This is a genomic window from Paraburkholderia flagellata, assembly GCF_021390645.1.
GTDB lineage: Bacteria > Pseudomonadota > Gammaproteobacteria > Burkholderiales > Burkholderiaceae > Paraburkholderia > Paraburkholderia flagellata.
The window spans coordinates 868917-892955 of the sequence record NZ_JAJEJT010000003.1 but is presented as its reverse complement, the minus strand read 5'-3'; the positions used below and the strand labels follow the sequence as shown (position 1 = coordinate 892955).

The window sequence follows — 24039 nt, the reverse complement described above, 5'->3', positions numbered from 1 at the left end:
GCGCATACACTCCGAAGCTCGTACGAGGTCAACATGCCGGGAACCCAGAACCCCACTTCCGCTCGCCCACGCATGATCCTGTTCAGCGCGCGCCAGTACGATGTCGATACGTTTGCCGAGGCGAACACCGCTTTCCAGTACGAATTGCACTACCAGGAATCGCACCTCGACGCCGACACCGCTGTGATCGCCGACGGCTATGACGTGGTGTGTCCGTTCGTAAACGATACGGTCGACGCCGCCACGCTCGAGCGCCTCCACAAGGGCGGCACGCGACTCGTGGCGCTGCGCTCGGCCGGCTTCAATCACGTCGATCTTGCGGCGGCGCAGCGTCTTGGCATCACCGTAGCGAGAGTGCCCGCGTATTCGCCGCATGCGGTGGCCGAGCATGCCGTCGGGCTGATCCTCGCGCTGAACCGCAAGCTGCCGCGCGCCGTGTCGCGCACGCGCGAAGGCGACTTCTCGCTCGCGGGGCTGCTCGGTTTCGACCTGCATGGGAAGACGGCCGGTGTGGTCGGCACGGGCATTATCGGGCGGTGTTTTGCGCGCATCATGGCGGGCTTCGGCATGCAGGTGCTCGCCCATGACCCGGGCACGCCGGCCGCCGACTTGCTGGCGCTCGGCGTGCGCTACGTGCCGCTCGACACGCTGCTCGCGCAGTCCGACGTGGTGAGCCTGCATTGCCCGCTCGTGCCTGCAACGTTTCATCTGATCGATGGCCACGCACTCGCGAAGATGAAGCGCGGCGCCATGCTCATCAATACCGGGCGCGGCGGGCTCGTGGAAAGCAGCGCACTCGTGGATGCGCTCAAGAGCGGCCAGCTCGGCCACCTCGGCCTCGACGTGTACGAGGAAGAAGGCGGTCTGTTCTTCGAGGACCATTCGGACGCGCCGCTGCAGGACGACGTGCTCGCGCGTCTCTTGATGTTTCCGAACGTGATCGTCACGTCGCACCAGGCGTTCTTCACGCGTGAGGCGATGAGCGAGATTGCGCAAACGACGCTGCGCAACGTGGAGGCCTGGCGTAACGGCTCGCCGAGCAATCTCGTGGACGCGCCGCAGGGCTAACGCGCAACGCATACAGCAACACGCAATAGCAAAGCGGGGCGCGCAAAAGCCGCCCCGCTTTTTTGCTTTCCACTGCTACACGATCACGCCTCGACGACTGCGAGCGTGACGTCGATGTTCCCGCGCGTCGCCTTCGAATACGGACAGATCTGATGCGCCGTTTCGACGATGCGCTGTGCCAGCTCGCGATCCACGCCCGGCAGCGTCACGTTCAGGCGGCCGCGCAGCTTGAAGGCGTCGTCGGCGTTGACGAGGTCGATCTCGGCGTCGACCGCCACGTCGCGCGGCAGCGTCGCGCCGAGCTTCGTGGCGGCTCGGCCCATCGCGCCGATGAAGCACGCCGACCAGCCCGCCGCGAACATCTGCTCCGGGTTCGTGCCCGGCGCGCTCGAGCCGGGAGGCGAAAGCTTCACGTCCAGACGTCCGTCTTCGCTGCGGGCCGCGCCGTCGCGGCCGCCGGTGGTGTGGGTCTTGCCGGTGTACAGCACTTTTTCTGCCTGGGTCATGATGTTTATCTCCTGAGGTTGGCTTCGTGAGAACGATGATTTAGCTGCCGCGATACAGCTGCTGGATTGCAGCGAGCTGGCCGTCGTGCTGTGCCTGAACCAGTTCCTGGCGAACCTGTGCACGCGTGAGCTTTGCGTTGACCGCATTGCTGGCGGGCGTCCACGCCGCACTTGCCTGTTGCGCGGGTTGCGCAGCGCTCGACTGAGCGGGCATGGCGGCGAACACCGGAGTGGCTGCGAGGACTGCGGCGCTGGCGGCGAAGGCGAGGGCGAGCTTCGATACGTTCATGACTTTCTCCTGGGAAGGGTTTGGAAATCCGTCCGGTCATCAGCAAGTTCCGGCGTTGATGCATTAGAACCGCCAGACGTATCTGCCGTGTTTCATGAACGCCGCGTATTGCAAGGGTATGTGTCTGGGCCAGGCGCTTATACATTGCGATACAAACCCGCCGTTCGTTCAATCCCGCGCCTGGCCGCGATCGATCCAGCCACGCCGACGCTTTTTGATTCGTTTTGTGTACGTGCTCGCAGCAGACACATTGGGATACATGGCATCTTCCCTGCTCGGATATAAATTCACCGGGGCGTCAATGCCTGCCGCCGCGAGCGCGATCGACCGATCGGCAGCCGCTCGCCAATCAACGAGGCCAAGCCGTTTGGGCGCGGCCTGCATGCACAACAAGGAGAAGTGGTTATGTCAGATCCCGTCAACGTCCGCCGCCGTCGACTTCTCGGCACGTCGCTTGCCGGCCTCACGCTCGCCGACTTCGCATTCGGCGGTCTCGCGCACGCACAGTCGGCTGGCGGCACGGAAGGCAACACGCGCACGGGCAATGGCGTATCGTTCGGCCCGATCAAGCAGATCAACGCGGGGCTGCTCAATGTGGGCTACGCCGAAGCGGGGCCGAAGAACGGCCCGGTGGTGATCCTGCTGCACGGCTGGCCGTACGACATCCATAGCTATGTCGAGGTCGCGCCCATGCTGGCTGCGTCGGGCTATCGCGTGATCGTGCCGTATCTGCGCGGCTACGGCAGCACGCGCATTGTCTCGGACGACACGCCGCGCAACGGCCAGCAGGCCGTCACCGCCGTCGATCTCGTCGCGTTCATGGACGCCCTGAAGATCGATCAGGCCATTCTGGGCGGCTACGACTGGGGCGCGCGCACGGCGAACATCGTCGCGGCGCTGTGGCCCGAGCGCGTGAAGGCGCTGGTTTCCGTGAGCGGCTATCTGATCGGCAGCCAGGAGGCGAACCGCAAGCCGCTGCCGCCGCAAGCCGAACTGCAGTGGTGGTACCAGTTCTACTTTTCGACCGAGCGCGGCGCACAGGGTTATGCCGCGAATCTCGACGCGTTCAACAAGCTGATCTGGCAACTCGCTTCGCCGAAGTGGAATTTCGACGACGCGACCTACGAGCGCAGTGCAGCGTCGTTCCATAATCCCGACCACGTGGCCGTCGTGATCTCCAACTACCGTTGGCGTCTGGGGCTCGTGCCGGGCGAAGCGAAGTACGACAGCCTCGAGCAGCGTCTCGCTGCCGCGCCGGCCATTACCGTGCCGACGATCACGCTCGAAGGCGACGCCAACGGCGCACCGCATCCCGCGCCGGCCGCTTACGCGAAGAAGTTCACGGGCAAGTATCTGCATCGCAATATCGACGGCGGCATTGGCCACAATCTCCCGCAGGAAGCGCCCAAGGAATTCGCGCAGGCCATCCTGCAAGTCACGCATCTGTGATCGGGGCCGCGATGCAAGCACGTTTTTTCAGGCATCGCGCGCTCCTCGCGGGCGCGCTGCTCGCGAGTCTGGCGCAGGGTCCCGCCGCATGGGCCCGCCAAGACGCGCAAGCCCAACCTCAAGTGCCCGGGCAGGCCGCTTCGCCGATCTACGGCGTGACGATTCCACCCGGCTACCGCAAGTGGGAGATGATCGCGCCGGCCGAGGAGGCCGCGCCGCTCGACGAACTGCGCGTGGTGCTCGGCAATCCGGTTGCGATCAAGGCCATCGAGAATTCGACGCTGCCGTATCCCGACGGCACGATTCTCGTGAAGCTTGCGTACAAGCGTAAGCAGTCCGATGATTTCGCACCGGCCACGGTGCCGGGCCAGCCCACGACCGTGCAGGTCATGGTGAAGGACTCGCGCCGCTATGCGTCTACGGGCGGCTGGGGGTACGGGCGTTTCATCAATGGCGTGCCTGCCGACCTGGCGCAGCATCAAACCTGTTTTGCATGCCACGCTTCGAAGGTGAAGGATCGCGACTACGTATTCACGCGATTTGCGCCTTGATGATCGGTGACATAATCCCGCAGTCGTCTTCAAACTGATCGGGAGCGCCTCATGCAGCGGACATACCGTGGAAGTTGCCATTGCCAGTCGGTGAAGTTCGAAGCCCTGATCGATTTCGGCAAGGGCACGGGAAAATGCAACTGCAGCTTCTGCGGAAAACTCCGGCTCTGGCTCGTGCAGGTCCGCCCGGAAGCCTTCGTTCTACTTTCGGGCGAAAGCGAGCTTACGCACTACGAAGGGAAAAATCCGGTAGCCCATCATCCGTTTTGCAAGCACTGCGGCGTGCACGTATTCGACCGCATCGATATGCCGAACGGAACGGGCTACCCTTACATCAACGTGAATATCATGTGCATCGACGACTTCGACTTGAACGAAGCCTTGAATGCACCGATATCCTATGCCAATGGTCTCGCGAATGACTGGGGCAATCCGCCTCGGGAAACGCGGCACCTTTGAGTGTCTTCAACGAGACGGCGCTGCCTCAGGGCTCTCGTCCCGAATATTGAGCAATGCCGGGCTCGCGGGCGTCGAGCGTATGTCGTTCAGACGTGAACTGAACGAATTCGGCATGGAACCGTGAGGGTTCATCGAGCGTTCCAGCGTAGATCGTCACGATATCCGGCGCATGCTGCGGTGTGCCAAAGAGCAGGCTGCCGCAATGCGCGCACGAATTTCGCGTGGTCGGCATACCGCTGCCGCCGGTTATCGTGTACGACCGGATTTCGCCTTCGAACGAGAATTCGGCGGCGCTCACGACAACGACAGGCAATCCGCCCGATCCTGAAGCGCGCTGGCAATCGCGGCAGTGACAAATGAGCTGCGTCAGCGCGGCGCCGCGAGCGTGGTATTGCACCGCTGCGCACAGGCAGCGGCCTTTCCAGGCATTCGACATTGGCCTTCTTCCTTTTTCGGGTGGATGCGGAATATCGCATGGTACGCGTGTAGTACACGTATAGTCGCTCACGTTACTCGAGCACGAGAAGGGAAAAACATGGCGCAAAACATCTACGACGATCCGGAATTCTTTGCAGGCTACAGCCAGATTCCGCGCCAGGTGCTGGGGCTCGAAGGCGCGCCTGAATGGCCAGCCATTCGCGCGCTGCTGCCAGACCTGCGCGGCAAGCGCGTGGTCGACCTCGGATGCGGCTTTGGCTGGGCTTCGCGCTGGATGCGCGAGCAGGGCGCGGCGTCAGTGCTTGGCATCGACATTTCGCAGAGCATGATCGCGCGCGCGAGGGCGGATACAGCAGACCCGGCCATCGAATACCGTATCGGCGATCTCGACACCCTGAGCCTGCCTGATCAGCGCTTCGACCTCGTGTACAGCGCACTGGCCTTTCACTATGTGGCCGATTTCGGCGGCCTCGCGCGCACGCTTCGCGGCGCGCTCGCAAATGCTGGCCAACTGGTCTTCACGATCGAGCATCCGGTATACATGGCGGCGGCGAACCCGCACTGGATCAGCGGCGACGCGGTCGACCAGCGCGGCCGCAAGACCTGGCCTGTCAACGGCTACGCAATGGAAGGCGAACGCCGCACCAACTGGTTCGTCAAGGGCGTGCTGAAATACCATCGAACGCTGGCTACTACGCTGAACACGCTGATCGATGCGGGTTTTCGCATCCAGCGCGTGAATGAATTCGCGCCGACGCCCGAGCAGGTCCGGCAAACGCCGTCGTTGGCGGAGGAACTTGAACGCCCGATGCTGCTGCTGGTCTCGGCAAATACATAGCGCGTGTGATCGCCGCCGCCCCAGAACCCGGAGCGGCGGCGCAAGTCCATCATCCTTGCTTGCCCTGGATGCCCAGCAGATCGCGAATCTTCTGTTCGGTCTGCGCGTAATCCCCTTCGCCGAAGTGCGTATAAACGAGCTTGCCGTTCTGGTCAATGAGATAAACCGCCGGCCAGTACTGGTTGCCGTAGGCATTCCACGTCGCGTAACCGTTGTCCTGCGCGACAGGGTACGTAATGCCGTATTGCTTGATCGCCTTCTTCAGGTTGCCGGTGTCGCGCTCGAACGAATACTCGGGCGTGTGCACGCCGACCACCACCAGACCCTTGTCGCGATAGCGCGCGTCCAGCTCCTTGATGTGCGGGATGGTGTGCACGCAGTTGATGCAATCGAAGGTCCAGAAGTCGACGAGCACGACCTTGCCGTGCAACTGCTTGAGGTCGAGCGGCGGGCTGTTGAGCCAGTTGTTGATGCCGGTGAAGTTGGGCGCCTGCGCGCCGGTTTGCAGCGCGGCCGAGCCGACCGAAGGCTGCTCGCCGGAGGCGTAGGCGGCGAGCCCGGCTGTGGCGGCAAGGCCGACGGCAACAGCGGCAATCTTGAGACGAGAGATCATGAGGGTTCTCCTTGTGTGGACGACGAGCGTATTGGAACGCTCCCACGTATCTGGCTCGTGTCCCCACGGCGGCACTGTTGAAACGTAGTGTGTCGCCGCCGGGGCGCGATACGTAGAGATACAAATCGTTCACAGCGAGTTCACTGAGCGTCCACAGTCTCGCGCGCCGCTGCACGTTTGTATCGGCATGTATCAAACCGCTTTCTCGATACATGACGATGCACGACACACGCGTTCCGGACATTCCCCGGATACATGCCCGCGCTGAAATACGCCACATGGCAAGTCCGCCGACATTCGTCTGGAGACCGAACTCATGTTACTCATCGTCATCGCATTCGTGGGCGGTGTGTTCACCGTCCTGAGCCCCTGTATCCTGCCGGTCGTGCCGTTCGTGTTCGCGCGTTCCGAAGAGCCTTTCCTGACCGGCCGCCTGCCCATGCTGCTCGGGCTCGCGCTCACGTTCGCGCTGCTCACGGGTCTGGGCGCCGCGGGCCTGAACGGCGCGGCGCAGTTGAGCGAGTACGGGCGCTGGATCGCGCTCGGGCTCTTCGCGCTGTTCGGCGCGGCGCTGCTCTTTCCTGCGCTCTCCACGCGCCTCTCGGGGCCGCTCACGGCGCTTGCCGACCGCTTCATGGCGCGCTCGCAGGACGACGGCGCGTCGCGCCGCATCGGCTCCGCCGTGCTGCTCGGCGCCGCGACGGGGCTGCTCTGGGCGCCGTGCGCCGGGCCGATCCTCGGTCTCATCATCACCGGCGCGGCCCGCCACGGCGTGACCTGGCAGACCTGGGCCGCGCTCGCGGCCTATGCCGTGGGCGCCGCCAGTTCGCTCGCGGTGGTGGCGGGTCTCGGTCATCGCGCGATGGCCGCGCTCAAGCGCTCGCTCGGCGTGGGCGAGCATGTGCGGCGCGCAATGGGGGCCCTCGTGCTCCTCACGGTCGGCGCGATCGCGCTGGGCCTGGATACGCGCTTGCTCGCCCTCGTGCCAGGTGCGCCGACCAACGGCGTGGAAGCGCGTCTCGTCGATTTGCTGGCGGCGCCCGCCGCGAATCAAACGAAGCAGGCGAGTCACGCAAAGCGCGCAGAACCGGCGCCTCGTGTGGTCCGAGAGGCGCAGTCAAGCCCGGCTCCGCAGTTGGCCTCGCAGTCAGCGGATCAGTCTGCCCGCATCGTTCGCGTGTCGCTGCCGGCCCCAGCGCCCGCCGCCGATCTGCCGGTGGAAGGCCGCCTGCCGGCGCTCGATGGCGCAACCGCGTGGCTCAATTCCGCGCCGCTCACGCCCGAAGCGCTGCGTGGCAAGGTCGTGCTGGTCAACTTCTGGACCTACTCGTGCATCAACTGCCTGCGAACCTTGCCGTATCTGAAGACATGGGCCGAGCGCTACCGCAACGACGGCCTCGTCGTGATTGGCGTGCACACGCCCGAGTTCGGTTTCGAGCATGACACGGGCAACGTCAAGCGCGCATTGGCCAACCTGAACATCCGCTATCCCGTTGCCGTGGACAGCGATTACCGCATCTGGAATGCCTTCGGCAACCAGTACTGGCCGGCGTTCTATCTCGTCGATGCGCAGGGCCGGGTCCGCTATCACCACTTCGGCGAAGGGGACTACGCACAGGCCGAGCAAGCGATCCAGCAACTGCTGGCCGACAACGGCCGCGCCACGCCCACGCCCACGGCTACGCCGCAGGCACCGCAGGCGAGCGGCGCGCTGGCGCCGGCGGACCCGCGCGACATCGGCTCGGGCGAAACGTACGTGGGGTATCGCGAGGCGCAGGGCAATGCGAACGCGGAGCGCGTGCAGGGCGATACGGCCGCGGCCTACACCGTGCCTCGGCAGCTCGGCCTGAACCAGTGGGCGTTCGGCGGGCAGTGGAACGTGGGCGCCGAGTCCGCCGTGGCGGGCGCGCCGCAGGCGAGCATTGCCTATCGCTTCCATGCGCGTGACCTGCATCTGGTGCTTGCGCCCACCGCCGACGGCAAACCCGTGCGCTTTCGCATCAGCATAGACGGCGCGCCGCCCGGTGCCGCGCATGGCGCCGATGTCGCGGCGGACGGCACCGGCGTCGCCACCAGCGCGCGCCTCTATCAGCTCGTGCGCCAGTCCGGCCGCATCGGGGATCACACCTTCGAGATCCGCTTTCTCGACCCGGGCGCGCACGTCTACAGCTTCACGTTCGGCTGATACGCGGCAACCCCATGCCACGCCGCCGTGCCCTCGCGGGCCCGGCGGCTTTTGCGTTGCGGCCCGCGCCACGTTTCATGGGGCTTTTTGTAGCGCAATGTATCTGCGCGCAATCGGGACACGTTGATACGCAAACCGCGCCCCAAATGGAAACACGGCAGATACATCCGGGCGTTCAAATACACCTACGCCAGCTCGATACACCACTCGCGCTGAACGGCAACCCGATTTGAACCCGACCGCTGTCTACCTCACCTTTGGAGAACGTCATGAAAGCCCTCAAGCTCCTCGCCCTTGCTGCTCTCGTCGCCGCCCCGGTTCTTTCGTTCGCGCAGTCGAATGAGCCCGTCACCCGTGCGCAGGTGCGCGCCGAACTCGTGCAGTTGCAGAAGGCTGGCTACAACCCAGCCGCCGACGAAACCCAATACCCGCGCAACATCCAGGCGGCGCTGGCCCGCGTGGAAGCCTCGCAGGTCGCCCAGCAAGCCACCTCGTCGTCGTATGGCGGCGTGGCGGGCGCGTCGTCCGCATCGGGCGCGCCGCATCGCGACGCTAACGCCGCGCGCGCCCCGCAGGACGATGTCCCCGGCCTCGGCCCGATCTACGCGCATTCGTAATAGGTCCTTCCCGACCAACCGAACGACCCGATAAAAGAAGAGAGAACGACGATGGCTTCGATCAAGCAGATTTTCACTTCCGTGGCGCTCCTCGGAGGCCTGTTCGCGCTGCAAGCGGCGCACGCCGCGCCGCCGCAGGATCTGAAGGGCACCAACGTCGTGCTGGTGCACGGCGCGTTCGCGGACGGCTCCAGCTGGAGCCGCGTGATTCCGCTGCTCGAAGCGCGCGGCCTGCACGTGGTCGCCGTGCAGAATCCGCTCAGCTCGCTCGCCGACGACGCGGCCGCGACGAAGCGCGTGATCGAGCAGCAGAAGGGCCCGGTGGTGCTGGTCGGCCACTCGTGGGCGGGCGTCGTGATCAGCGAGGCGGGCAACGACGAGAAGGTGAAGTCGCTCGTGTACGTGGCGGCTTTTGCACCCGACAACGGCCAGTCGATCGCCGATATCACGCAGGGCCAGCCGGACGCGCCGTGGGCGAGCGAGTTGCAGAAGGACTCGGCGGGCTACCTGACGCTCTCCGACAAGGCGATTCGCCAGGACTTCGCGCCCGACCTGCCAGCCGCGCAGCAGCGTGTCGTGGCGGCCACCCAGGGCCCGTGGTTCAGCGGCGCCCTCTCGCAGAAGGTCACGCAGGCCGCGTGGCATGACAAGCCTTCGTATTTCGTCGTGACGGCGCGCGACCGCATGATCGACCCCGCACTGCAGGAATCGATGGCGAAGCACATCGGCGCGAAGGTGACGCGCGTGAACGGCAGCCACGTCTCGATGCTGAGCCAGCCGAAGGCGGTGGCCGACGCGATCATCGACGCGGCGGAGCACGCACAGCAGGACGCAAAGTAACTCGCCCGTGACGGCCGGGCGGTGGAGGCGCTTCCACAGCCCGGCTGACCGCATGCCATCGTCATCGCACCCGAGGAGCACCTGAATGCAGCGCTGGGCACAGGGACTGATAATCTGCACACTTCCGTCATCGTCCGGAAGTCCCGCCGTGCGCCCATTCAGTGCCCTCATCATGCTCGTCGGCGTCCTGCTCGCATCGGCAGGCTATGGCGCGACGTTCCTGTTCTCCATGCGCGTGCACGCCATCGGCGGCAACGACATCAACACCGGCGTGGCCCTCGCGGGCGCCGCCCTCGGCACCTTCGTGGGCGTCTCGCTCACGGGTTGGGTCGCCCAGCATGTGGGCGCTGCGCGCATGGCGGCGCTTGCGGCGCTCTGCGTGGGGGCGGGCGTGGTGAGCTTCGCGCTCGTCGAGCACGTGAGCAGCTTCGATGTCGTGCCCGGCTTCCTGGTGGGCTTCGGCTGGGGCGCGTTTTGCCTCGCCGCCCCCATGGCGCTCGCCGAGCGCACGAACGACGCCGAACGCGGCCTCTGGTTCCTGCGCTTCGCCACCATGCAGATGACGGGCATCGGCGGCAGCCCGGCGATCGCGGGGTTTGCGATCCGCTTCTGGCGCATGCCGCTTGGCGGCGTGCTCTACGCGATCGGCGGCCTGTGCGTGCTGGCGGCCGTTCTGCTCGAACTGTTCGGCCGCCTTGCGCCGCACGTGCGCGCCACGTCCGCGGCGCCAGAGCCGGCCTCGCCAGACCCGTGGCTCCTGAAGGTGGGTGTGATCGCCCGCACGCGCGCGGTGTATCCCATCGTCATCATTGCGCTCGGCGGCTGCGTGTTCTCGGGCCTCATGACATTCCAGATGTCGCTCGTGCAAGGCACCGAGGCGAAAGCGACCACCTTCTTCAGCGTGTACACGGTGACGGTCATCGCCACGCGCTGGCTGCTCGCACGCGTGGTCATCAAGCTGCGCTCCGAAACGGCGACAAAAGTGCTGCTCACGATGATGGTGCTCGGCAGCGCGGCGATGTTCGTCGTGCCGTTTCACGTGCTGTTTCAATCGGCGGCCGCAGTGCTGCTCGGCACCGGTTACGGGCTCGCGTACCCGATCGTCCAGCTCCAGGCCGTCAACGACTCCGTTGCCGCGCACCGCCGCGCCGCGCTCACGTGGTTCGTCGCGGCGTACTTCGTCGGGGCGTTCGGGTTTCCGGCCGTCGGCGGCTGGGTCCTGGTGCACGGCGGCCGCGCAGCGCTGCTCGCGCTCATCGCGGCGTGCGGTCTGGCGGCGCTCGCGCTGGCCGTCCTGCGCGACAGGCAGCGTGTCGAGACATTATCGGCAAGCGCCTGACCCACTCATTCTCAATTTGCCAACGAACCGGAGGGATCGTGACTGAACTATGGCGTTTAACCGCAACCGAACTCGCAAAGCGGGTTCGCGCGCGCGAGGTGTCCGCACGCGAGGCCGCGAAAGCCGCGCTCGAGCGCCTCGAAGCCGTCAATCCGCTCATCAACGCGGTGATCGACTATCGGCCCGAATGGGTCTTCGATCAGGCCGACAAGATCGACGCCGCGATCGCGCGCGGCGAAGACCCGGGGCCGCTGGCGGGCGTGCCCGTCACCACGAAGATCAACATCGACCAGGCGGGCTTCGCCACGACCAACGGCACGCGTCTGCAAAAGGATCTGATCGCGCAGGTGAACAGCCCCGCCATCGAGAACCTCGTGCGCGCTGGCGCGGTGCTGCTCGGCCGCACCAATTCGCCGACCTTCGCGCTGCGCTGGTTCACGAGCAACCAGGTGCACGGGCATACGAAGAACCCGCGCAATGCGTCGCTCACGCCGGGCGGCTCGAGTGGCGGCGCGGCGGCGGCGGTGACGGCCGGCATCGGGCATATCGCGCTCGGCACCGACATCGGCGGCTCGGTGCGCTACCCCGCGTATGCGTGCGGCGTGCACGGCTTGCGGCCCAGCATCGGGCGTGTGCCGGCGTTCAACGCGTCGTCGCCCGAGCGGCCGATCGGCGCGCAGATGATGTCGGGCGCGGGTCCGATGGCGCGCACGGTCGAGGACCTGCGCGTGGCGCTCGCGGCGCTTGCGGCGCCCGACCTGCGCGACCCCTGGTGGGCACCGGCGCCGCTCATCGGCCCCGACGTGCCCCGGCGCGCGGCGCTCTGCCTGCGTCCGGGCGGCATGAGCATCACGAAGGACGTGGAGGACGCCTTGCTCGACGCCGGCCGCCGGCTTGCCGACGCAGGCTGGACGGTCGAGCAGATCGACGACGTGCCGCTTTTGCGTGACGCCGGCGAAGTGCAGGAGCGCCTGTGGCTCGGCGACGGTTTCCCGGCGCTCGCCGACGCCGTGGCGCGTGACGGCGACCCGGGAGCGCAGGCCGTGGTGGATGCCATGCGCGCCAAGGTCGCGGCGATGCCCGAGAACGTGGTGGTGCCGTCGCTGGTGCGCCGCACGACGCTCACGCGCGCATGGCGCCTTTTCCTCTCGGAGTATCCCGTGCTGCTGCTTCCGGTGTCGGGCGAACTGCCGTTCCCCGATAACCTCGACATGCAGGGCGCGGCGGGATTCCAGCGCGTGTGGGATGCCCAGCTGACCATGCGCGCCTTGCCCGCAATGGGCTTGCCGGGACTCGTCGTCTCGACGGGCATGGTGGGGGACGTGCCGGTGGGCGTGCAGATCGTCGCCGGGCACTTCCGCGAGGACCTGTGTCTGCTGGCCGGCAAGGCGATCGAAGAACGCGGCGCGCCGCCTTCGCCGATCGACCCGGCCATGTGAGGAGGGCAGGCGCGGCGCCTGACCATCGCATCCGCTTCGACAAATCAGGCAAAGCCCATCAAGTGGGCTTCTTGACCACGGTGTCGTGGGGTGTGAGCGCGTGCCCCTCGCGGGTCTGCGGAAACATGGAGAGCAACGGCTTGCCCGTTGCTTTGTCGATCAACCACGAATGCCGCTCGCCGCGCTCAAACAAGTGGCGCTCGCCCCACTGCTGAAGGGCGACGATGACGGGGAAGAGACTTTCCCCTTTCTTCGTTAATACGTACTCCTGATACGTCGTGCCGTCGGAGGCAGGCCGTGTTTCGAGTATGCCGGCATCGACGAGATGGCTCAAACGGCCGGACAGAATATTGCGCGCCACACCCAGATTGCGCTGAATGTCACCGAAGCGGTAAATGCCGTCGAAGACATCGCGCAGGATCATCAGCGACCACCGGTCGCCGATCACGTCCACTGAACGCGCGACGGGGCAGGTCTCCTTCTTCATGGTTTTGCGGCTTGCCATGGGGATTTCCTCTTTTGCCAGTACGCATCGACGAAACGCGTACGCTTCACGTAGTTGCATTTTAAAACCAGTCGGCATACTATTCAATCGGTTTTGTTTTGAAACTGGATTGAGTGACATGGACGTAGATCCCATTGCGCTTGCACCGCCGGTCCGCCGCGCTTGCGTCTCGCCGCGCGCACCGATGCCGCGCGGCCTCGTACTATTGTTCGCGGCGGCTAGCGGCTTGAGCGTCGCCAACGTCTACTATGCGCAGCCCTTGCTGGACGCATTGGCGCGCGATTTCGGGCTGACCCGCGCCGCCGTTGGCGGCGTGGTCACGGCGACGCAGGCCGGTTGCGCGCTGGCGTTGCTGCTGCTCGTGCCGCTGGGCGACAGGGTGGAACGCCGCCGCCTGATGATCGTTCAGTTGCTGGCGCTGGTGGGCGCGCTGGCTGTGGTCGGCCTCGCGCGGTCCGCAGCGGTGCTGCTGGCCGGCATGCTGGGCGTCGGCATGCTGGGCACGGCCATGACGCAGGGTTTGATTGCCTACGCGGCCGCCGCCGCCGCGCCTGACGAGCGCGGGCGGGTGGTGGGCGCAGCGGGCAGTGGCGTGTTCATTGGCTTGCTGCTGGCTCGCGTGTTCGCAGGCGGCGTGAGCGATCTTGCCGGTTGGCGTGGCGTGTATGGCTGTTCCGCTGGCGTCATGCTCGCGCTTGCCGTGCTGCTGTGGCGTCGGCTTCCGACGCTTGTGCGTGGCGCGCCAGGTACGATGAGCTATGTACAACTGATCATCTCGATGTTCGTGTTGCTGCGCTCGGATCGCGTGCTGCAGACGCGCGGCATGCTCGCGCTGCTGATGTTCGCGACGCTCAATATCTTCTGGAGCGCGTTGGTGCTGCCATTGAGCGCGCCGCCCTACAATTTTTCTCACACGGCGATCGGGGCCTTCGGCCTTGCCGGGGCGACGGGTGCGCTTGCCGCCGCGCGCGCGGGACAATGGGCCGACCGTGGTTGGGGCCAGCGCACCAGTGCTGCCGCGCTGGCGCTTTTATTGCTGGCGTGGTGGCCGCTCTCGATGCTGGGACACTCGCTATGGATGCTGTTGATTGGAATCGTTCTGCTCGATCTTGGCGGCCAGGCGCTGCATGTGACCAATCAAAGCCTGATCTTTCGCAGCAACGCGCAACTGCATAGCCGGCTCGTGAGCCTATACATGCTGTTCTATGCGGTTGGCAGCGGGCTTGGCGCGATTGGCACGACGGCGACGTTTGCCGTGGCGGGTTGGCATGGCGTGTGCAAGCTGGGTGTGGCCGTGAGTTTGCTGGCGCTGGTGTTCTGGATCGTCACTGTGCGAAGCATGCCGCGCACGGCCTCGCGCGCCAGAACGTCGAACTGACAACTGAATGGAAAACCGAACCGGGAGGTCTGGATGGATGAACTGAAACTACTGGCGGATGCCGACGCACGCGGCCTGCGCTACGTCGAAGGAAACGCCACGCGGCGTGTTTTCCCTTCGAACGAGGCCATCGCGGCGCTCAGTGAGTTCGACGAGCGGCTGCCCACAAGCGGATTGCCCGCCGAAGACACGTTGTCTTTGCTCGACCGTGCAGGCTCGCCGGCGACTACGGCTTCGAATGGCCCGCGCTATTTCGGCTTCGTGATCGGCGCGGCGCTGCCGGCGGCAGCCGCGGCAGAACGGCTCATGCTGGCGTGGGATCAGTGCGCCTCAACGTTCGACAACTCGCCGGTCGCCGCCACGGTGGAACGCGTCGCGGGCCGCTGGGTGCTGGAAGCGCTCGACCTGCCGCGCGAGAGCGCCGTGGGCTTCGGCACCAGCGCCACAGCCTGCACGCTCGGCGCGCTCGCTACCGCTCGGCGAGCGCTGCTTGCACGGCAAGGCTGGGATTTCGACCGCCAGGGGCTGATGGGCGCGCCCGAGATCAAGGTCGTGGTCTCGGAACTCGCCCACATCACGGTGAAGAAGGCGCTGCGCATTCTGGGCTTCGGGCTGGATCGCATCGTCTATGCGAGCGTCGACGCCTATGGGCGCGTGGATGCTGCGCGACTCCCGCCGCTCGACGACCGCACGATCCTCTGCCTGCAGGCCGGCGAGGTGAATACCGGCGAATTTGACCCTTTTGCGCCGATCATTGCGCGTGCGAGGGACGCTGGCGCGTGGGTGCATGTCGATGGCGCGTTTGGCCTGTGGGCGCGGACGGCATCGTCGGCCGGGTTGAACGCGTTGTGCGAGGGCATCGAAGGGGCCGATAGCTGGACGACCGATGCGCACAAGTGGCTGAATACGCCGTACGACTGCGCGATGGTCATTTGCCGCGATGCAACGGCGTTGGCCGAGGCGATGAACAGCGACGCGGCCTATTTGTCCGCGAGTGCGGACGCGCAGAAGAACCTCACGCTGGAGTTCTCGCGCCGCGCGCGTGGCATTCCCGTGTGGGCGGCGCTACGCACGCTGGGCAGCGGCGGTGTCGCGGCCATGATCGAGCGTCATCACGCGCAGGCGCGGCGCATCGGCGCGGAACTCGAGCGCCTGGGCTACGAGGTGCTCAACCGGGTCGTGCTGAATCAGGTGCTGTTCCGCTGCGAAACGGACGCGCAAACGCAGGCGCTGCGCAGCGCCGTGCAGGCCTCTGGCGAAACGTGGTTCGGCGGTACGACGTGGCAAGGGCGGCCCGCGTTGCGGATCAGCGTGTCGTCGTGGCGCACGCGAGACGAGGACATCGAGGCGCTCGTGCAACTGCTGGCATCGCTGCGCGGTGACTTGTGTGCGCCGTAGTGAACACCGCAATGCAAAGCTTTGCGCGCACAGCGTAGGAGGCAGCATTGCGGCGGCCAGTTGGCCACACTCGACTCAACGCAGCAACGCAAGACTCAACGCGATGCCGGCAGCGTAAGTGCCGAGCGCGCCGAGAAATCGAGCGGGATTGGGCTTCGCCATCGATGGAAACGCGATCAGCCCGACAACGAGAAGGCACCGGCAGAGGGTTGCCGCCACGATCAGCGCGAGCGTTGCAGGCGAGGGCGAGCGTGCGCCCAGATAGAGAAAGAGCACGGCCAGGAAGGGCACATATTCGGCAGTGTTCGCGTGCGCGCGAACAAACTTGTGCAGCAGGCTAGCCGGATCTGGCGCGCAACCCGAGAGCGTGCCTTCGCGAAAGCGCAGCAAGGAGATGGTTACGCCGAGGCCAAACAGCAAAAGACCCAGCACGGCCGCGCAGGCCAGCGCAATTCTGTCCATGAGAGGCTCCTTGGCGAGACGGGGCGATGCGATTGCGGCGTAGGCTAGCCGATTTCCACGCGGTTGCGTCCGTTGTCCTTGGCTCGATACAGCGCGAGGTCCGCGCGTTTGATGAGTTGACCCAAGTCGCGGTCGCCCGGCTGGCGCTCGGTCACGCCAATGCTCACCGTAAATGGAACGGGTTTGCCTAGCCGCCAGGTGTGTTCGAACTTCTGCTGCTCGATTGCGAGGCGCAATTCCTCGGCTGCCGCCCGTGCCTGCCCGATATCGGCGTCAGGCAGCGCAGCGACGAACTCCTCGCCTCCCCAGCGGGCAAACACGCCGATGCGGCAGTTGGAGTTCATCACGACCTTGGCCAGGACGCGCAGCACTTCGTCGCCAATGTCGTGTCCGTAGCTGTCGTTGATCTTCTTGAAGTAATCGATATCGAGAATGAAGACGGAGAGCGTATTGTCCGACTCCAGAAGCGCGTCGACGGTGTCAGTGAATTCACGGCGGTTCGGCAGGCCGGTCAGCTCGTCGGTCACGGCCTGCTTCTGCAGCAGGTCCATCAATTGAACGCGATCGGCGATATCGCGAATGACGGCGGTGAATTCGATCAGCCCGCCAACGTTGATCTTCGAAATCGCGATTTCAACAGGCAATAGCGACCCATCGCGGTGGAGCCCATAAACGCGGTTGCGTTCGTCCATTTGCCGGGAGCGCACGGGCGAACGCGCGAACTGGTGGACGTATTGCGAATGATTGGCGCGGTAGCGCTCGGGCAGAAGCTCGGTAATGGGCTGCCCGAGCATTTCCGTGGCGGAGTAGCCGAACAGGTTCTCGGCGGCGCGGTTGAACAGCGTAATGCAATGCTGCTGGTCGATCGTGATGATCGCGTCGTAGGCCGCATCGACGACGGAGCGAAAGCGCGAAGTGCTGACTTCCAGTTCGTGCGTGAGCAGCATCTTCGTCGTGATTTCCAGGCCCGTCACCATGATTTCGAGCACGGAGACTCCGTTTTCGGCGTGGCGGATCGGCTTCAACGACAAGCGCCACCAGTGTGTTCCGTCCCTCAGGTCGTAGGCTTGCTCGAGTTCCCGGGCAACGCCGGATTCAAAGCAGTCGGTCAGTTTCTGGCGGAATTCGGTTCTCGCGTAATTGGGAATGAGCGCATCGAACGACGCCGGGAATGACTTGATCGCGCTGCGCCTGCCGCCCGTCATCCGCATGAAATGATCGTTGCAGGCCGAAACGACGAACTGTCCGCGCTCGTCGCGGCCGATCATGGCCACGCTCGCAGCGATTTCGTCGACGAAATCCCGCATCATGTTCGACCAGTCAGCCATCGAGCCTCCTTTGCCGGGTAGCCCAATACACTGACAATATAGTAGTCCGCATTGCGCGGGGGCGGCAGGGCAATGTCGCACGCCGCACGTTCTCGAACATGTCGATGTATGCAGGTTTTGCGCGGTAGCTCACCAAAGTCTCCGACACGAACAGTGTGGAACTACCGCGTCGCCACGACGCCTCCATGCAATTCCACATGCAGCACGACCAGCCACCGGGCAGGACAAGCGCTCGACACGCGCACAGCGCGCCCGGGCCGAATGGCGGCCGGCTGAACGAAGCCCGACTCTCGTGCTCGCGACCACGCATGCCGCGCGTCTGAGCGTATCCAGACGGCAAGCAGCGTACAGCACATGAAGCAGAAGAATGCCGTCAGCCCCAGCGCGAAATCCGGGTGATTCGAAAAGGCGAAAAACGCGAATGCCGAGGTCAAAATCGGATTGATCAGGAGGATGAGCGCGCAGACGCGAAGCAAGGCGCGTTTTTGCGGGCTAGTAGCGCGCACAGCCTGGAACATGCGGCGGATGGGCGAAGAGGGTTTGCGCATTTGTCGGGCGTGATGCGCAGTCAATGCAACAAGGTCACCGGCACACTGCAAAGCCGCCTGAGCCGTGCGAGCATCATCCATTTACGCAGAAAGCCGAGATGGCTTGCGTCCACGAGAACGATATCCGCGCCACCGCATTCCACGCACGCCGCGATGCTGCGCTCTGCGGGCCCCGCAGCGTGCCGCAGCCGGTACGGCACGCCTGCGTCTTTGAGAATCGCGCAGGTGGCGTCGAGCATGTCGCGCGTGCGCCGTCGCCTGCGCGTGCGCGCAGCGTGGTCGCTGCCAGCGCGGTGCGTCGTTTCGACGACCTCGACCTCCACCATGCCTCGTTCGGCGAAAAGAAACGCGCTGTGGCGAGCGGCTTCGGCTGCGCCGTGGTGGTCGAAGACGGGGATGAGGAGTTTCAACACGAACTGGCCTGAGAGATTTCGCAACAGAAGAATCGTAGCGAACGGCGTGTAAATAAGCCGTAAAAGATCGGCCGCCCGCGTGTAAATGCGGTGTTTGTTTACGGCATTTTTTCTTGTGCGACGAAGAACGCCACGCCTACACTTGCGCGTCGAATCCGCTTGAGGCATTGCCATGTTTTGTCACCCGCCCTTCAATCCCGTGGTTCTCCGTTGATCATGCCGATGCGCTTTCGAGGCTGGCTGAAGCTCGCGCTTCTCACGTTTTCCGTGGACCAGATATTGACCGCCGTGTTCGGCTACGTTACCCAACGAATCGATCCGGGCATTTCGGACTTCGAGACGGTGATCTTCAGCTGCATCACGTGCTTTCTCGTGAGCAACTGGCTGGTGACCGATGCGCGGACCGCATGGGCCGCGGCAAAGAAGCAAGGATTCATCGGACCCGCGCGGACCGGCGGCGCGCACGCAACGCAACTGGAAATTGCCAACGCGTGCCCACGCCGCTGGCTCGTCGTGCTGCATCTGGAGTTGAATCCCCAGCTCGCACAAAGCATTTGAAATTTACACAACAAGGGCTGCTATTTTTAACACCGCCTTTACGCGTTCGGTAATACGCTGAAGTTGTGTTCACAACCTGCGAATGGCAATTCAAATCTCATGGCTTGCGCAAATCCCATCCCCCGTTTCGAGATCGCGGCGCCGTTTGAGCGCCCGCGTGCGAAGGTCGTCCCGTTGCGGGCCCCGCGTGTCTGGCTCGAAGTCATGCTCACCGCGAATACTGAGGAAGGCGCACGAGCCCATCTCACCGCGCTGCTTCATTCCCCGCTTGGCGTCTACGTCGCGCAAACCTCGTTCGTGCGCGGCGCCATGCGCGTGCAACTCGATATCGCGCCCGAAGACATCGACTTCACGATGCATACGCTGATAGCCAGCGTGCCGCAGGCCACGATCGGCGCGTTGCGCCCGCGCACCGTCAACAAGGGGGCCTGATATGTTCGAAGGAATCTGGTTGCCCATCGTCACGCCGTTGCGCAATGGCGAAGTGGATATCGAGGCGCTGGAGCGCCTCACGGACGAATACGCGAGCCGCGGCGTGACAGGAATCGTCGCGCTCAGCACGACCGGGGAGGCCGCGCTCCTGAGCGACGTAGAACGCGTGAGTGTGCTGCGGGCCATCACGGAGGTGGCCGCGGGCCGCGTGCCGGTGATCGCGGGCTTGGGCGGCAGCGACACGCGTGCGTTCGTTCAGGATCTGCGCGCGCTGGAAAAGTGGAACGTGGCAGGCTTTCTCGTTCCCGCGCCGTACTATGTGTGCCCGGACCAGGCGGGGCTTGCCTGGCACTTTGGGCAGATCGCGCGTGCCACGTCGAAGCCGCTGGTGCTCTACGACGTTCCGCATCGCACAGGTGTATCGATCGAAGTCGAAACGGTGCGCCAACTGGCGGAAATCGACAATATCGTGGCGATCAAGGCTTGCGCGAGCGAGCGCTTCAAGGCGCTGGGGCAATTGCCGATCTCGATGCTTTGCGGTACTGACGAAGCGTTCCTGGAATGTCTCGAAGCGGGTGCCACAGGCGGCATACTCGCGAGCGCACACATTTGCCCGGACTTGCTGCGCGATGTGCGCTCGCTCGTGAAGGCAGGATACGGCGAGGCGGCGAGCCGGCTTTTCGCGCGCTTCAAGAGTGTGCTGCGCTTGTTGTTCGCCGCGCCGAACCCGAGTGCGATCAAGGCCATGCTGGCGCTCGACGGCACCCTGTCGCCCGAATCGCGTATGCCGATCCGCACGGCTTCACCCGCGCTCGTCACGCAACTCGAATTCGCGCGCGCCGTGCTGGACGACCTGCGCGCCGTCGCGCCGCCGCATTGATTGCGCTTTACGGGCTCGATCCGCGCTGATTTTTTTGCGCATTTTCGAACTTTCATCTTGTCGCGCTACTATCCCCCTACCGTGTCATGGGGAAACCGCAAAGATGAAGTACGAGAACGCTCTGCAACGAGCGATCAAGGGGCGCCTCGAGCGCGCCATGGAGCTGGCCGAACTGTTCGGCCTGTTGATCATCGGCATTGGCACCGTGGCGGCCATGGGCGTGCTGATATGGCGCATGGTGCAGTCGGATGGCGTGACGCTGACCGACCTGCTGCTGATGTTTCTCTACCTCGAGATCTTCGCCATGGTCGGGCAGTATCTCAAGGCGGGCCAGCTGCCGGTGCGCTTCCCGCTCTATATCGCCATGGTGTCGATTGCGCGGGACCTCATCCTGCGCGCGGGCGCGAACACCGAGCTGCATTTGCTGGCTTCAGCGGGCGCGATCGTGCTGATCGCGCTGGGCGTGCTGATCATTCGCTTCGGGCAGGCGAAATACCCCAGCAACACTGACGAGCGGCGTGTGGAAGAGGCGAAGTAGGCGAGCCCGGCGGTTGTTGCGCTACCGCGCGCAAACCGGGCCAAGCCGCGCGGCGATCGTGCGGCATGCGGCGAGCAGCGGTTCGATGTAGCTGCGTTGCGCATCGTCCTGGCGGCGGAACATCGGCATGCTGACGCTCACGCAGCCCACGGCGTGGCCATCGGCGCCGAGAATCGCCGCGCCGTAACACCAGATCGATTGCTCGTTTTCTTCGCGGTCTTCCGCATAACCGCGTTGCGCCGTGAGTTCGATCTCGTCGCGGATCGCGCCGAGGTCCGTCATCGTATGCTCGGTGAAACGCACGCGCGGCGCCTGCGCAATCAGCGGCTCGCGCTCGGCAGGCGTGAGTGTGGCCAGCCAGGCTTTGCCAACCGAACTCGACGTGATCGCCACACGCGTGCCGATACGCGAGGCCATGCGCACGGCGTGCGGACTTTCGAGCTTTTCGATGTACACCATTGCGCCGTCGCTGGGCACGGCGAGGTGCACCGTTTCCGAGGTGACGTTGCGCAGTTCCATGAGGGCGTCGACGGAGGCGATGCGCAGGTCGGAGCGCTCCCAGCTGCGGCTTGCCAGATTCACGAGACGCGGCCCGAGCGCGAACGTATTGCCGCCGCCCACGGCCGCGACTAGCCCTTCGGCCTGCAGTGCGGCAACGATGCGATGCACGGTCGGGCGCGGATAGCCGCTCGCGGCCACGAGCTTCGCGATGTTCGGCGGCGTGCTGGCGTCGGCAATGAGCTGAAGCACGGCGATGAACTTCGAAAAGGCGGCCGTGCCCGCGACGCCCTTGGCGTCGCCGGGTTGGGAGGAGGCGGGGGAATCAGTGGTCGACATCGGAAAGCTTGCGGGCACCATGTGTGGCGCCATTATGCCCGCAATTCCAGGGCATCAGGCGCAGAGATAGCCGCCGTCCACGGGCACGATCGCGCCCGTCATGAACGAAGCGGCGGGCGAGCAGAGAAACGCGGCGACGTTCGCGACTTCCTCGGGCTGCCCCCAGCGTTTCATCGGCGTGCGCTCGAGTATGCCCTGCGAGCGGCCACCGTCGTCCTGCAGCGCCTGGGTGAGGGGCGTGGCGATCCAGCCGGGCGCGAGTGCATTCACGCGGATATTGTCGGGCGCATAGGCAATGGCGAGCGAGCGCGTGAGCTGCGCCACGCCGCCCTTGCTGGCGCTATAGGCCGGCACGAGGCCGCCACCGAAAAAGCTCAGCATGGAGGCCGTATTGACGATGCAGCCCGACGACGCCTTGAGCAACTCGCGCGCGCTCGTACACACGCGCATGGTGCCGTTGAGATTGATGTCGAGCACGCGCTCGAACGCCTCGATCTGATGCTCTTCGCCGCGGCTGATCACGCCCGCGCAGTTCACGACGATATCGAGCCTCTCGAAGCCACCCATCAGTTGCGCCACGTCTTCGCTCGAACGCACATCGAGCGAGGCGCGCTGCACGCCGGTATCGAGCGCGTCGGGTGTACCGGCGGGGGGCGGAAGGCCAGCCGCCGTCGTGCGTGCGCCGAGTTGCGCGAGCCGGTTGGCGATAGCCGCGCCGATGCCGGAGTGGCCGCCGGTCACGAGCGCGACCTTGCCCGCGAGAAAGTTGTCCTTGAATGTCATGATGCGTAGTGCGAATGAATGGGTGATTCAGATGGGTTGGGCAGCGGCCGCCTGGCGCTCGCCTGCCGGCGCGACTTCCCTGACGACGAAGAGATAGACGAACGCGGCGGCGAACGCGACGGCTGCGCTAATGAGCAGGGCGTTCACGAACGAATGCGTCTGGTCGACCACGATGCCGGTGATGACCGGCGCAAACGAGCCGCCCAAATAGCCGCCGAAGTTCTGCATGCTGCCAAGCGACGCCACGAGATGACGAGGGGCCGCCACGCTCACGAGCGCCCAGGCCGCTCCGCTCGACATGTTCACGAAGAACATCGCAACGGAAACATAGGTAATGGCGAGCGCGGTGCTTGGCGTATAGGCAGCGGGTACGGTGAAGGCCGCTGCGCCGATCAGGCCGACACACAGCGGCCATTTGCGGCTGCGGATGGGCGCCATGCCGCGCTTGAGCAGGTAATCGGAAATAAAGCCGCTGCTGGCCATGCCGATCGTGCCGAACACATAGGGAATGGCGACGAGCCAGCCCGTATGCGCGATCGAAATATGACGCTCCTTCTCCAGATAGCCCGGCAGCCAGGTGAGATAGAGCCACACCATGTAGATCACGCCCATGAAGCCGAAGATCATGCCCCACGTGTTGCGCTGCTTGAGCAGCATGCCCCACTCGGCGAAGCTCAGCGAACTCTTTTTCGGGGCTTCGGTTGCGCCGTCTTCGAGCCACGCTGTTTCTTCAGCCGTGAGCGTGATTTGATCGCGGTTGCGATAGACCACATACCAGCCAACCGAGACGAGCACGCCCAGCACGCCCATGATGATGAACATCGGACGCCAGCCGAATGCGAGCATCAGCACGGTGAGGAGCGGCGGCGCGATCATCGGCGCGATAGTCGAGGAGGAAACGAACGTGCCGGTTGGCGCACCGCGTTCGCGCACGGCGAACCACTCGTGAATGACTTTGGCGCCAGCTGGAAAGAGCGGCGCTTCGGCGATGCCCAGCACCACGCGCGCCGCCAGAAAATGGTTGAGCGTCTGGATGAAACCGCCGGTGACCTGTGCAAGCGACCACACCAGCATGCCAAGCCCGAGCATCACGCGCGAGCCGAAACGGTCGAGCATCGCGCCCACCGGCAATTGCGCGAACGCATAAGCGAGCGAGAACGCCGAAAGCAGCAAACCCATTTGCGAGGCGCTCAGATGCAGTTCTTCCGCCACCGAATGATTGGCGATGGAAAGCGTGCTGCGGTCCAGATAGTTGACGATGCCCGCTATTGTCAGAAAGGCGACGGCTATTGTCTGTATGCGTTTGAGCCGTTGCGGTTTTTTGGTCATGGCGTGTCTCCTTTTGGCT

At 64.8% G+C, this 24039-nt stretch carries 28 protein-coding genes; 16 read left to right on the top strand and 12 right to left on the bottom strand.

Annotated elements, in window-relative coordinates; all coding sequences use genetic code 11:
* Positions 1–33 precede the first annotated feature (33 nt).
* A complete protein-coding gene (locus L0U83_RS27700; RefSeq protein ID WP_233887339.1) occupies positions 34–1068 on the top strand; it encodes a 2-hydroxyacid dehydrogenase in 1035 nt (344 codons plus the stop codon).
* A gap of 83 nt (positions 1069–1151) precedes the next feature.
* Here the strand turns inward: L0U83_RS27700 and L0U83_RS27695 are convergent, their stop codons facing one another.
* Both L0U83_RS27695 and L0U83_RS27690 read right to left on the bottom strand, forming a co-directional pair.
* The gene (locus L0U83_RS27695) at positions 1152–1574 is read right to left on the bottom strand and encodes an organic hydroperoxide resistance protein (protein WP_233887338.1); all 423 of its coding nucleotides are present in this window, start codon (positions 1572–1574) and stop codon (positions 1152–1154) included.
* A gap of 40 nt (positions 1575–1614) precedes the next feature.
* Positions 1615–1863, bottom strand: coding sequence for a DUF4148 domain-containing protein (locus L0U83_RS27690; RefSeq protein ID WP_233887337.1), 249 nt, complete (start codon positions 1861–1863; stop codon positions 1615–1617).
* A 405-nt stretch (positions 1864–2268) separates the two neighbouring features.
* Between L0U83_RS27690 and L0U83_RS27685 the strand changes: the two genes are divergently transcribed.
* The 3 genes from L0U83_RS27685 to L0U83_RS27675 are packed head-to-tail and all read left to right on the top strand — an operon-like array spanning position 2269 to position 4322.
* Positions 2269–3312 carry an alpha/beta fold hydrolase gene (locus tag L0U83_RS27685; RefSeq protein WP_233887336.1) on the top strand — a complete coding sequence of 348 codons (1044 nt, stop codon included), beginning with the start codon at positions 2269–2271 and terminating at the stop codon, positions 3310–3312.
* An 11-nt stretch (positions 3313–3323) separates the two neighbouring features.
* Positions 3324–3863, top strand: a complete 540-nt coding sequence (locus tag L0U83_RS27680) for a cytochrome P460 family protein (protein ID WP_233887335.1) — start codon at positions 3324–3326, stop codon at positions 3861–3863.
* Between the two features lie 51 nt (positions 3864–3914).
* A complete protein-coding gene (locus L0U83_RS27675) occupies positions 3915–4322 on the top strand; it encodes a GFA family protein (protein WP_267939527.1) in 408 nt (135 codons plus the stop codon).
* Positions 4323–4347: 25 nt separating this feature from the next.
* Here L0U83_RS27675 and L0U83_RS27670 read toward each other — a convergent pair whose 3' ends face one another.
* Positions 4348–4758: a GFA family protein gene (locus L0U83_RS27670; protein WP_233887333.1), complete on the bottom strand. Its 411-nt coding sequence runs from the start codon at positions 4756–4758 to the stop codon at positions 4348–4350.
* A gap of 99 nt (positions 4759–4857) precedes the next feature.
* Between L0U83_RS27670 and L0U83_RS27665 the strand changes: the two genes are divergently transcribed.
* Positions 4858–5598: a class I SAM-dependent methyltransferase gene (locus tag L0U83_RS27665; RefSeq protein ID WP_233887332.1), complete on the top strand. Its 741-nt coding sequence runs from the start codon at positions 4858–4860 to the stop codon at positions 5596–5598.
* Between the two features lie 49 nt (positions 5599–5647).
* On the opposite strand, the gene L0U83_RS27660 is transcribed toward L0U83_RS27665, so the two are convergent.
* Complete coding sequence (locus tag L0U83_RS27660; protein ID WP_233887331.1) at positions 5648–6211, bottom strand: thioredoxin family protein; 564 nt, start codon at positions 6209–6211, stop codon at positions 5648–5650.
* A 316-nt stretch (positions 6212–6527) separates the two neighbouring features.
* Between L0U83_RS27660 and L0U83_RS27655 the strand changes: the two genes are divergently transcribed.
* The 5 genes from L0U83_RS27655 to L0U83_RS27635 all read left to right on the top strand — a co-directional run bounded on the left by L0U83_RS27655 (position 6528) and on the right by L0U83_RS27635 (position 12631).
* A complete protein-coding gene (locus L0U83_RS27655; protein WP_233887330.1) occupies positions 6528–8396 on the top strand; it encodes a cytochrome c biogenesis protein DipZ in 1869 nt (622 codons plus the stop codon).
* A gap of 269 nt (positions 8397–8665) precedes the next feature.
* Complete coding sequence (locus tag L0U83_RS27650; protein ID WP_233887329.1) at positions 8666–9013, top strand: DUF4148 domain-containing protein; 348 nt, start codon at positions 8666–8668, stop codon at positions 9011–9013.
* A 51-nt stretch (positions 9014–9064) separates the two neighbouring features.
* Positions 9065–9853, top strand: a complete 789-nt coding sequence (locus tag L0U83_RS27645) for an alpha/beta fold hydrolase (protein WP_233887328.1) — start codon at positions 9065–9067, stop codon at positions 9851–9853.
* 148 nt (positions 9854–10001) lie between these two features.
* Positions 10002–11192: an MFS transporter gene (locus tag L0U83_RS27640; protein WP_233887327.1), complete on the top strand. Its 1191-nt coding sequence runs from the start codon at positions 10002–10004 to the stop codon at positions 11190–11192.
* A gap of 38 nt (positions 11193–11230) precedes the next feature.
* A complete protein-coding gene (locus tag L0U83_RS27635; protein ID WP_233887326.1) occupies positions 11231–12631 on the top strand; it encodes an amidase family protein in 1401 nt (466 codons plus the stop codon).
* Positions 12632–12689: 58 nt separating this feature from the next.
* Here the strand turns inward: L0U83_RS27635 and L0U83_RS27630 are convergent, their stop codons facing one another.
* Positions 12690–13136: a winged helix-turn-helix transcriptional regulator gene (locus tag L0U83_RS27630; protein WP_233887910.1), complete on the bottom strand. Its 447-nt coding sequence runs from the start codon at positions 13134–13136 to the stop codon at positions 12690–12692.
* A 118-nt stretch (positions 13137–13254) separates the two neighbouring features.
* Here L0U83_RS27630 and L0U83_RS27625 point away from each other — a divergent pair, with 118 nt between their 5' ends.
* Both L0U83_RS27625 and L0U83_RS27620 read left to right on the top strand, forming a co-directional pair.
* Positions 13255–14514, top strand: coding sequence for an MFS transporter (locus L0U83_RS27625; RefSeq protein ID WP_373321118.1), 1260 nt, complete (start codon positions 13255–13257; stop codon positions 14512–14514).
* A 33-nt stretch (positions 14515–14547) separates the two neighbouring features.
* Positions 14548–15912: a pyridoxal phosphate-dependent decarboxylase family protein gene (locus L0U83_RS27620; RefSeq protein WP_233887325.1), complete on the top strand. Its 1365-nt coding sequence runs from the start codon at positions 14548–14550 to the stop codon at positions 15910–15912.
* Between the two features lie 75 nt (positions 15913–15987).
* Here the strand turns inward: L0U83_RS27620 and L0U83_RS27615 are convergent, their stop codons facing one another.
* From L0U83_RS27615 to L0U83_RS27600, 4 genes are all read right to left on the bottom strand, one after another.
* Complete coding sequence (locus L0U83_RS27615; protein WP_233887324.1) at positions 15988–16374, bottom strand: MAPEG family protein; 387 nt, start codon at positions 16372–16374, stop codon at positions 15988–15990.
* Between the two features lie 44 nt (positions 16375–16418).
* Complete coding sequence (locus L0U83_RS27610) at positions 16419–17702, bottom strand: sensor domain-containing diguanylate cyclase (RefSeq protein WP_233887908.1); 1284 nt, start codon at positions 17700–17702, stop codon at positions 16419–16421.
* A gap of 161 nt (positions 17703–17863) precedes the next feature.
* Complete coding sequence (locus L0U83_RS27605; protein WP_233887323.1) at positions 17864–18220, bottom strand: hypothetical protein; 357 nt, start codon at positions 18218–18220, stop codon at positions 17864–17866.
* A 50-nt stretch (positions 18221–18270) separates the two neighbouring features.
* Positions 18271–18837, bottom strand: a complete 567-nt coding sequence (locus L0U83_RS27600) for a putative universal stress family protein (protein ID WP_233887322.1) — start codon at positions 18835–18837, stop codon at positions 18271–18273.
* Between the two features lie 42 nt (positions 18838–18879).
* On the opposite strand from L0U83_RS27600, the gene L0U83_RS27595 reads away from it, so the two are divergent.
* The 4 genes from L0U83_RS27595 to L0U83_RS27580 all read left to right on the top strand — a co-directional run bounded on the left by L0U83_RS27595 (position 18880) and on the right by L0U83_RS27580 (position 21071).
* Positions 18880–19221 carry a hypothetical protein gene (locus L0U83_RS27595; protein ID WP_233887321.1) on the top strand — a complete coding sequence of 114 codons (342 nt, stop codon included), beginning with the start codon at positions 18880–18882 and terminating at the stop codon, positions 19219–19221.
* Positions 19222–19320: 99 nt separating this feature from the next.
* Positions 19321–19653, top strand: a complete 333-nt coding sequence (locus L0U83_RS27590) for a hypothetical protein (RefSeq protein ID WP_233887320.1) — start codon at positions 19321–19323, stop codon at positions 19651–19653.
* 1 nt (position 19654) lies between these two features.
* Positions 19655–20533 (top strand): 4-hydroxy-tetrahydrodipicolinate synthase, encoded by an 879-nt coding sequence (gene dapA, locus L0U83_RS27585; protein WP_233887319.1) that lies wholly within the window; start codon positions 19655–19657, stop codon positions 20531–20533.
* 103 nt (positions 20534–20636) lie between these two features.
* Complete coding sequence (locus L0U83_RS27580) at positions 20637–21071, top strand: phosphate-starvation-inducible protein PsiE (RefSeq protein ID WP_110383817.1); 435 nt, start codon at positions 20637–20639, stop codon at positions 21069–21071.
* Positions 21072–21092: 21 nt separating this feature from the next.
* Here L0U83_RS27580 and L0U83_RS27575 read toward each other — a convergent pair whose 3' ends face one another.
* From L0U83_RS27575 to L0U83_RS27565, 3 genes are read right to left on the bottom strand one after another with little or no spacing between them, the layout of a single operon-like run.
* Entirely contained in the window at positions 21093–21908 is an 816-nt protein-coding gene (locus tag L0U83_RS27575; RefSeq protein WP_233887318.1) for an IclR family transcriptional regulator, read from the bottom strand.
* 54 nt (positions 21909–21962) lie between these two features.
* Complete coding sequence (locus L0U83_RS27570) at positions 21963–22691, bottom strand: SDR family NAD(P)-dependent oxidoreductase (RefSeq protein ID WP_233887317.1); 729 nt, start codon at positions 22689–22691, stop codon at positions 21963–21965.
* 27 nt (positions 22692–22718) lie between these two features.
* The gene (locus L0U83_RS27565) at positions 22719–24020 is read right to left on the bottom strand and encodes an MFS transporter (protein ID WP_233887316.1); all 1302 of its coding nucleotides are present in this window, start codon (positions 24018–24020) and stop codon (positions 22719–22721) included.
* Positions 24021–24039: the final 19 nt, after the last annotated feature.

What these genes read in the sequence shown, in the direction of transcription:
- L0U83_RS27700 (WP_233887339.1), top strand. Translation starts at nt 34, where the DNA reads ATGCCGGGAACCCAGAACCCCACTTCCGCTCGCCCACGCATGATCCTG.
- L0U83_RS27695 (WP_233887338.1), bottom strand. Translation starts at nt 1,574, where the DNA reads ATGACCCAGGCAGAAAAAGTGCTGTACACCGGCAAGACCCACACCACC.
- L0U83_RS27690 (WP_233887337.1), bottom strand. Translation starts at nt 1,863, where the DNA reads ATGAACGTATCGAAGCTCGCCCTCGCCTTCGCCGCCAGCGCCGCAGTC.
- L0U83_RS27685 (WP_233887336.1), top strand. Translation starts at nt 2,269, where the DNA reads ATGTCAGATCCCGTCAACGTCCGCCGCCGTCGACTTCTCGGCACGTCG.
- L0U83_RS27680 (WP_233887335.1), top strand. Translation starts at nt 3,324, where the DNA reads ATGCAAGCACGTTTTTTCAGGCATCGCGCGCTCCTCGCGGGCGCGCTG.
- L0U83_RS27675 (WP_267939527.1), top strand. Translation starts at nt 3,915, where the DNA reads ATGCAGCGGACATACCGTGGAAGTTGCCATTGCCAGTCGGTGAAGTTC.
- L0U83_RS27670 (WP_233887333.1), bottom strand. Translation starts at nt 4,758, where the DNA reads ATGTCGAATGCCTGGAAAGGCCGCTGCCTGTGCGCAGCGGTGCAATAC.
- L0U83_RS27665 (WP_233887332.1), top strand. Translation starts at nt 4,858, where the DNA reads ATGGCGCAAAACATCTACGACGATCCGGAATTCTTTGCAGGCTACAGC.
- L0U83_RS27660 (WP_233887331.1), bottom strand. Translation starts at nt 6,211, where the DNA reads ATGATCTCTCGTCTCAAGATTGCCGCTGTTGCCGTCGGCCTTGCCGCC.
- L0U83_RS27655 (WP_233887330.1), top strand. Translation starts at nt 6,528, where the DNA reads ATGTTACTCATCGTCATCGCATTCGTGGGCGGTGTGTTCACCGTCCTG.
- L0U83_RS27650 (WP_233887329.1), top strand. Translation starts at nt 8,666, where the DNA reads ATGAAAGCCCTCAAGCTCCTCGCCCTTGCTGCTCTCGTCGCCGCCCCG.
- L0U83_RS27645 (WP_233887328.1), top strand. Translation starts at nt 9,065, where the DNA reads ATGGCTTCGATCAAGCAGATTTTCACTTCCGTGGCGCTCCTCGGAGGC.
- L0U83_RS27630 (WP_233887910.1), bottom strand. Translation starts at nt 13,136, where the DNA reads ATGGCAAGCCGCAAAACCATGAAGAAGGAGACCTGCCCCGTCGCGCGT.
- L0U83_RS27625 (WP_373321118.1), top strand. Translation starts at nt 13,255, where the DNA reads ATGGACGTAGATCCCATTGCGCTTGCACCGCCGGTCCGCCGCGCTTGC.
- L0U83_RS27620 (WP_233887325.1), top strand. Translation starts at nt 14,548, where the DNA reads ATGGATGAACTGAAACTACTGGCGGATGCCGACGCACGCGGCCTGCGC.
- L0U83_RS27615 (WP_233887324.1), bottom strand. Translation starts at nt 16,374, where the DNA reads ATGGACAGAATTGCGCTGGCCTGCGCGGCCGTGCTGGGTCTTTTGCTG.
- L0U83_RS27610 (WP_233887908.1), bottom strand. Translation starts at nt 17,702, where the DNA reads ATGGCTGACTGGTCGAACATGATGCGGGATTTCGTCGACGAAATCGCT.
- L0U83_RS27605 (WP_233887323.1), bottom strand. Translation starts at nt 18,220, where the DNA reads ATGTTCCAGGCTGTGCGCGCTACTAGCCCGCAAAAACGCGCCTTGCTT.
- L0U83_RS27600 (WP_233887322.1), bottom strand. Translation starts at nt 18,837, where the DNA reads ATGGCAATGCCTCAAGCGGATTCGACGCGCAAGTGTAGGCGTGGCGTT.
- L0U83_RS27595 (WP_233887321.1), top strand. Translation starts at nt 18,880, where the DNA reads ATGCCGATGCGCTTTCGAGGCTGGCTGAAGCTCGCGCTTCTCACGTTT.
- L0U83_RS27590 (WP_233887320.1), top strand. Translation starts at nt 19,321, where the DNA reads ATGGCTTGCGCAAATCCCATCCCCCGTTTCGAGATCGCGGCGCCGTTT.
- dapA (WP_233887319.1), top strand. Translation starts at nt 19,655, where the DNA reads ATGTTCGAAGGAATCTGGTTGCCCATCGTCACGCCGTTGCGCAATGGC.
- L0U83_RS27580 (WP_110383817.1), top strand. Translation starts at nt 20,637, where the DNA reads ATGAAGTACGAGAACGCTCTGCAACGAGCGATCAAGGGGCGCCTCGAG.
- L0U83_RS27575 (WP_233887318.1), bottom strand. Translation starts at nt 21,908, where the DNA reads ATGTCGACCACTGATTCCCCCGCCTCCTCCCAACCCGGCGACGCCAAG.
- L0U83_RS27570 (WP_233887317.1), bottom strand. Translation starts at nt 22,691, where the DNA reads ATGACATTCAAGGACAACTTTCTCGCGGGCAAGGTCGCGCTCGTGACC.
- L0U83_RS27565 (WP_233887316.1), bottom strand. Translation starts at nt 24,020, where the DNA reads ATGACCAAAAAACCGCAACGGCTCAAACGCATACAGACAATAGCCGTC.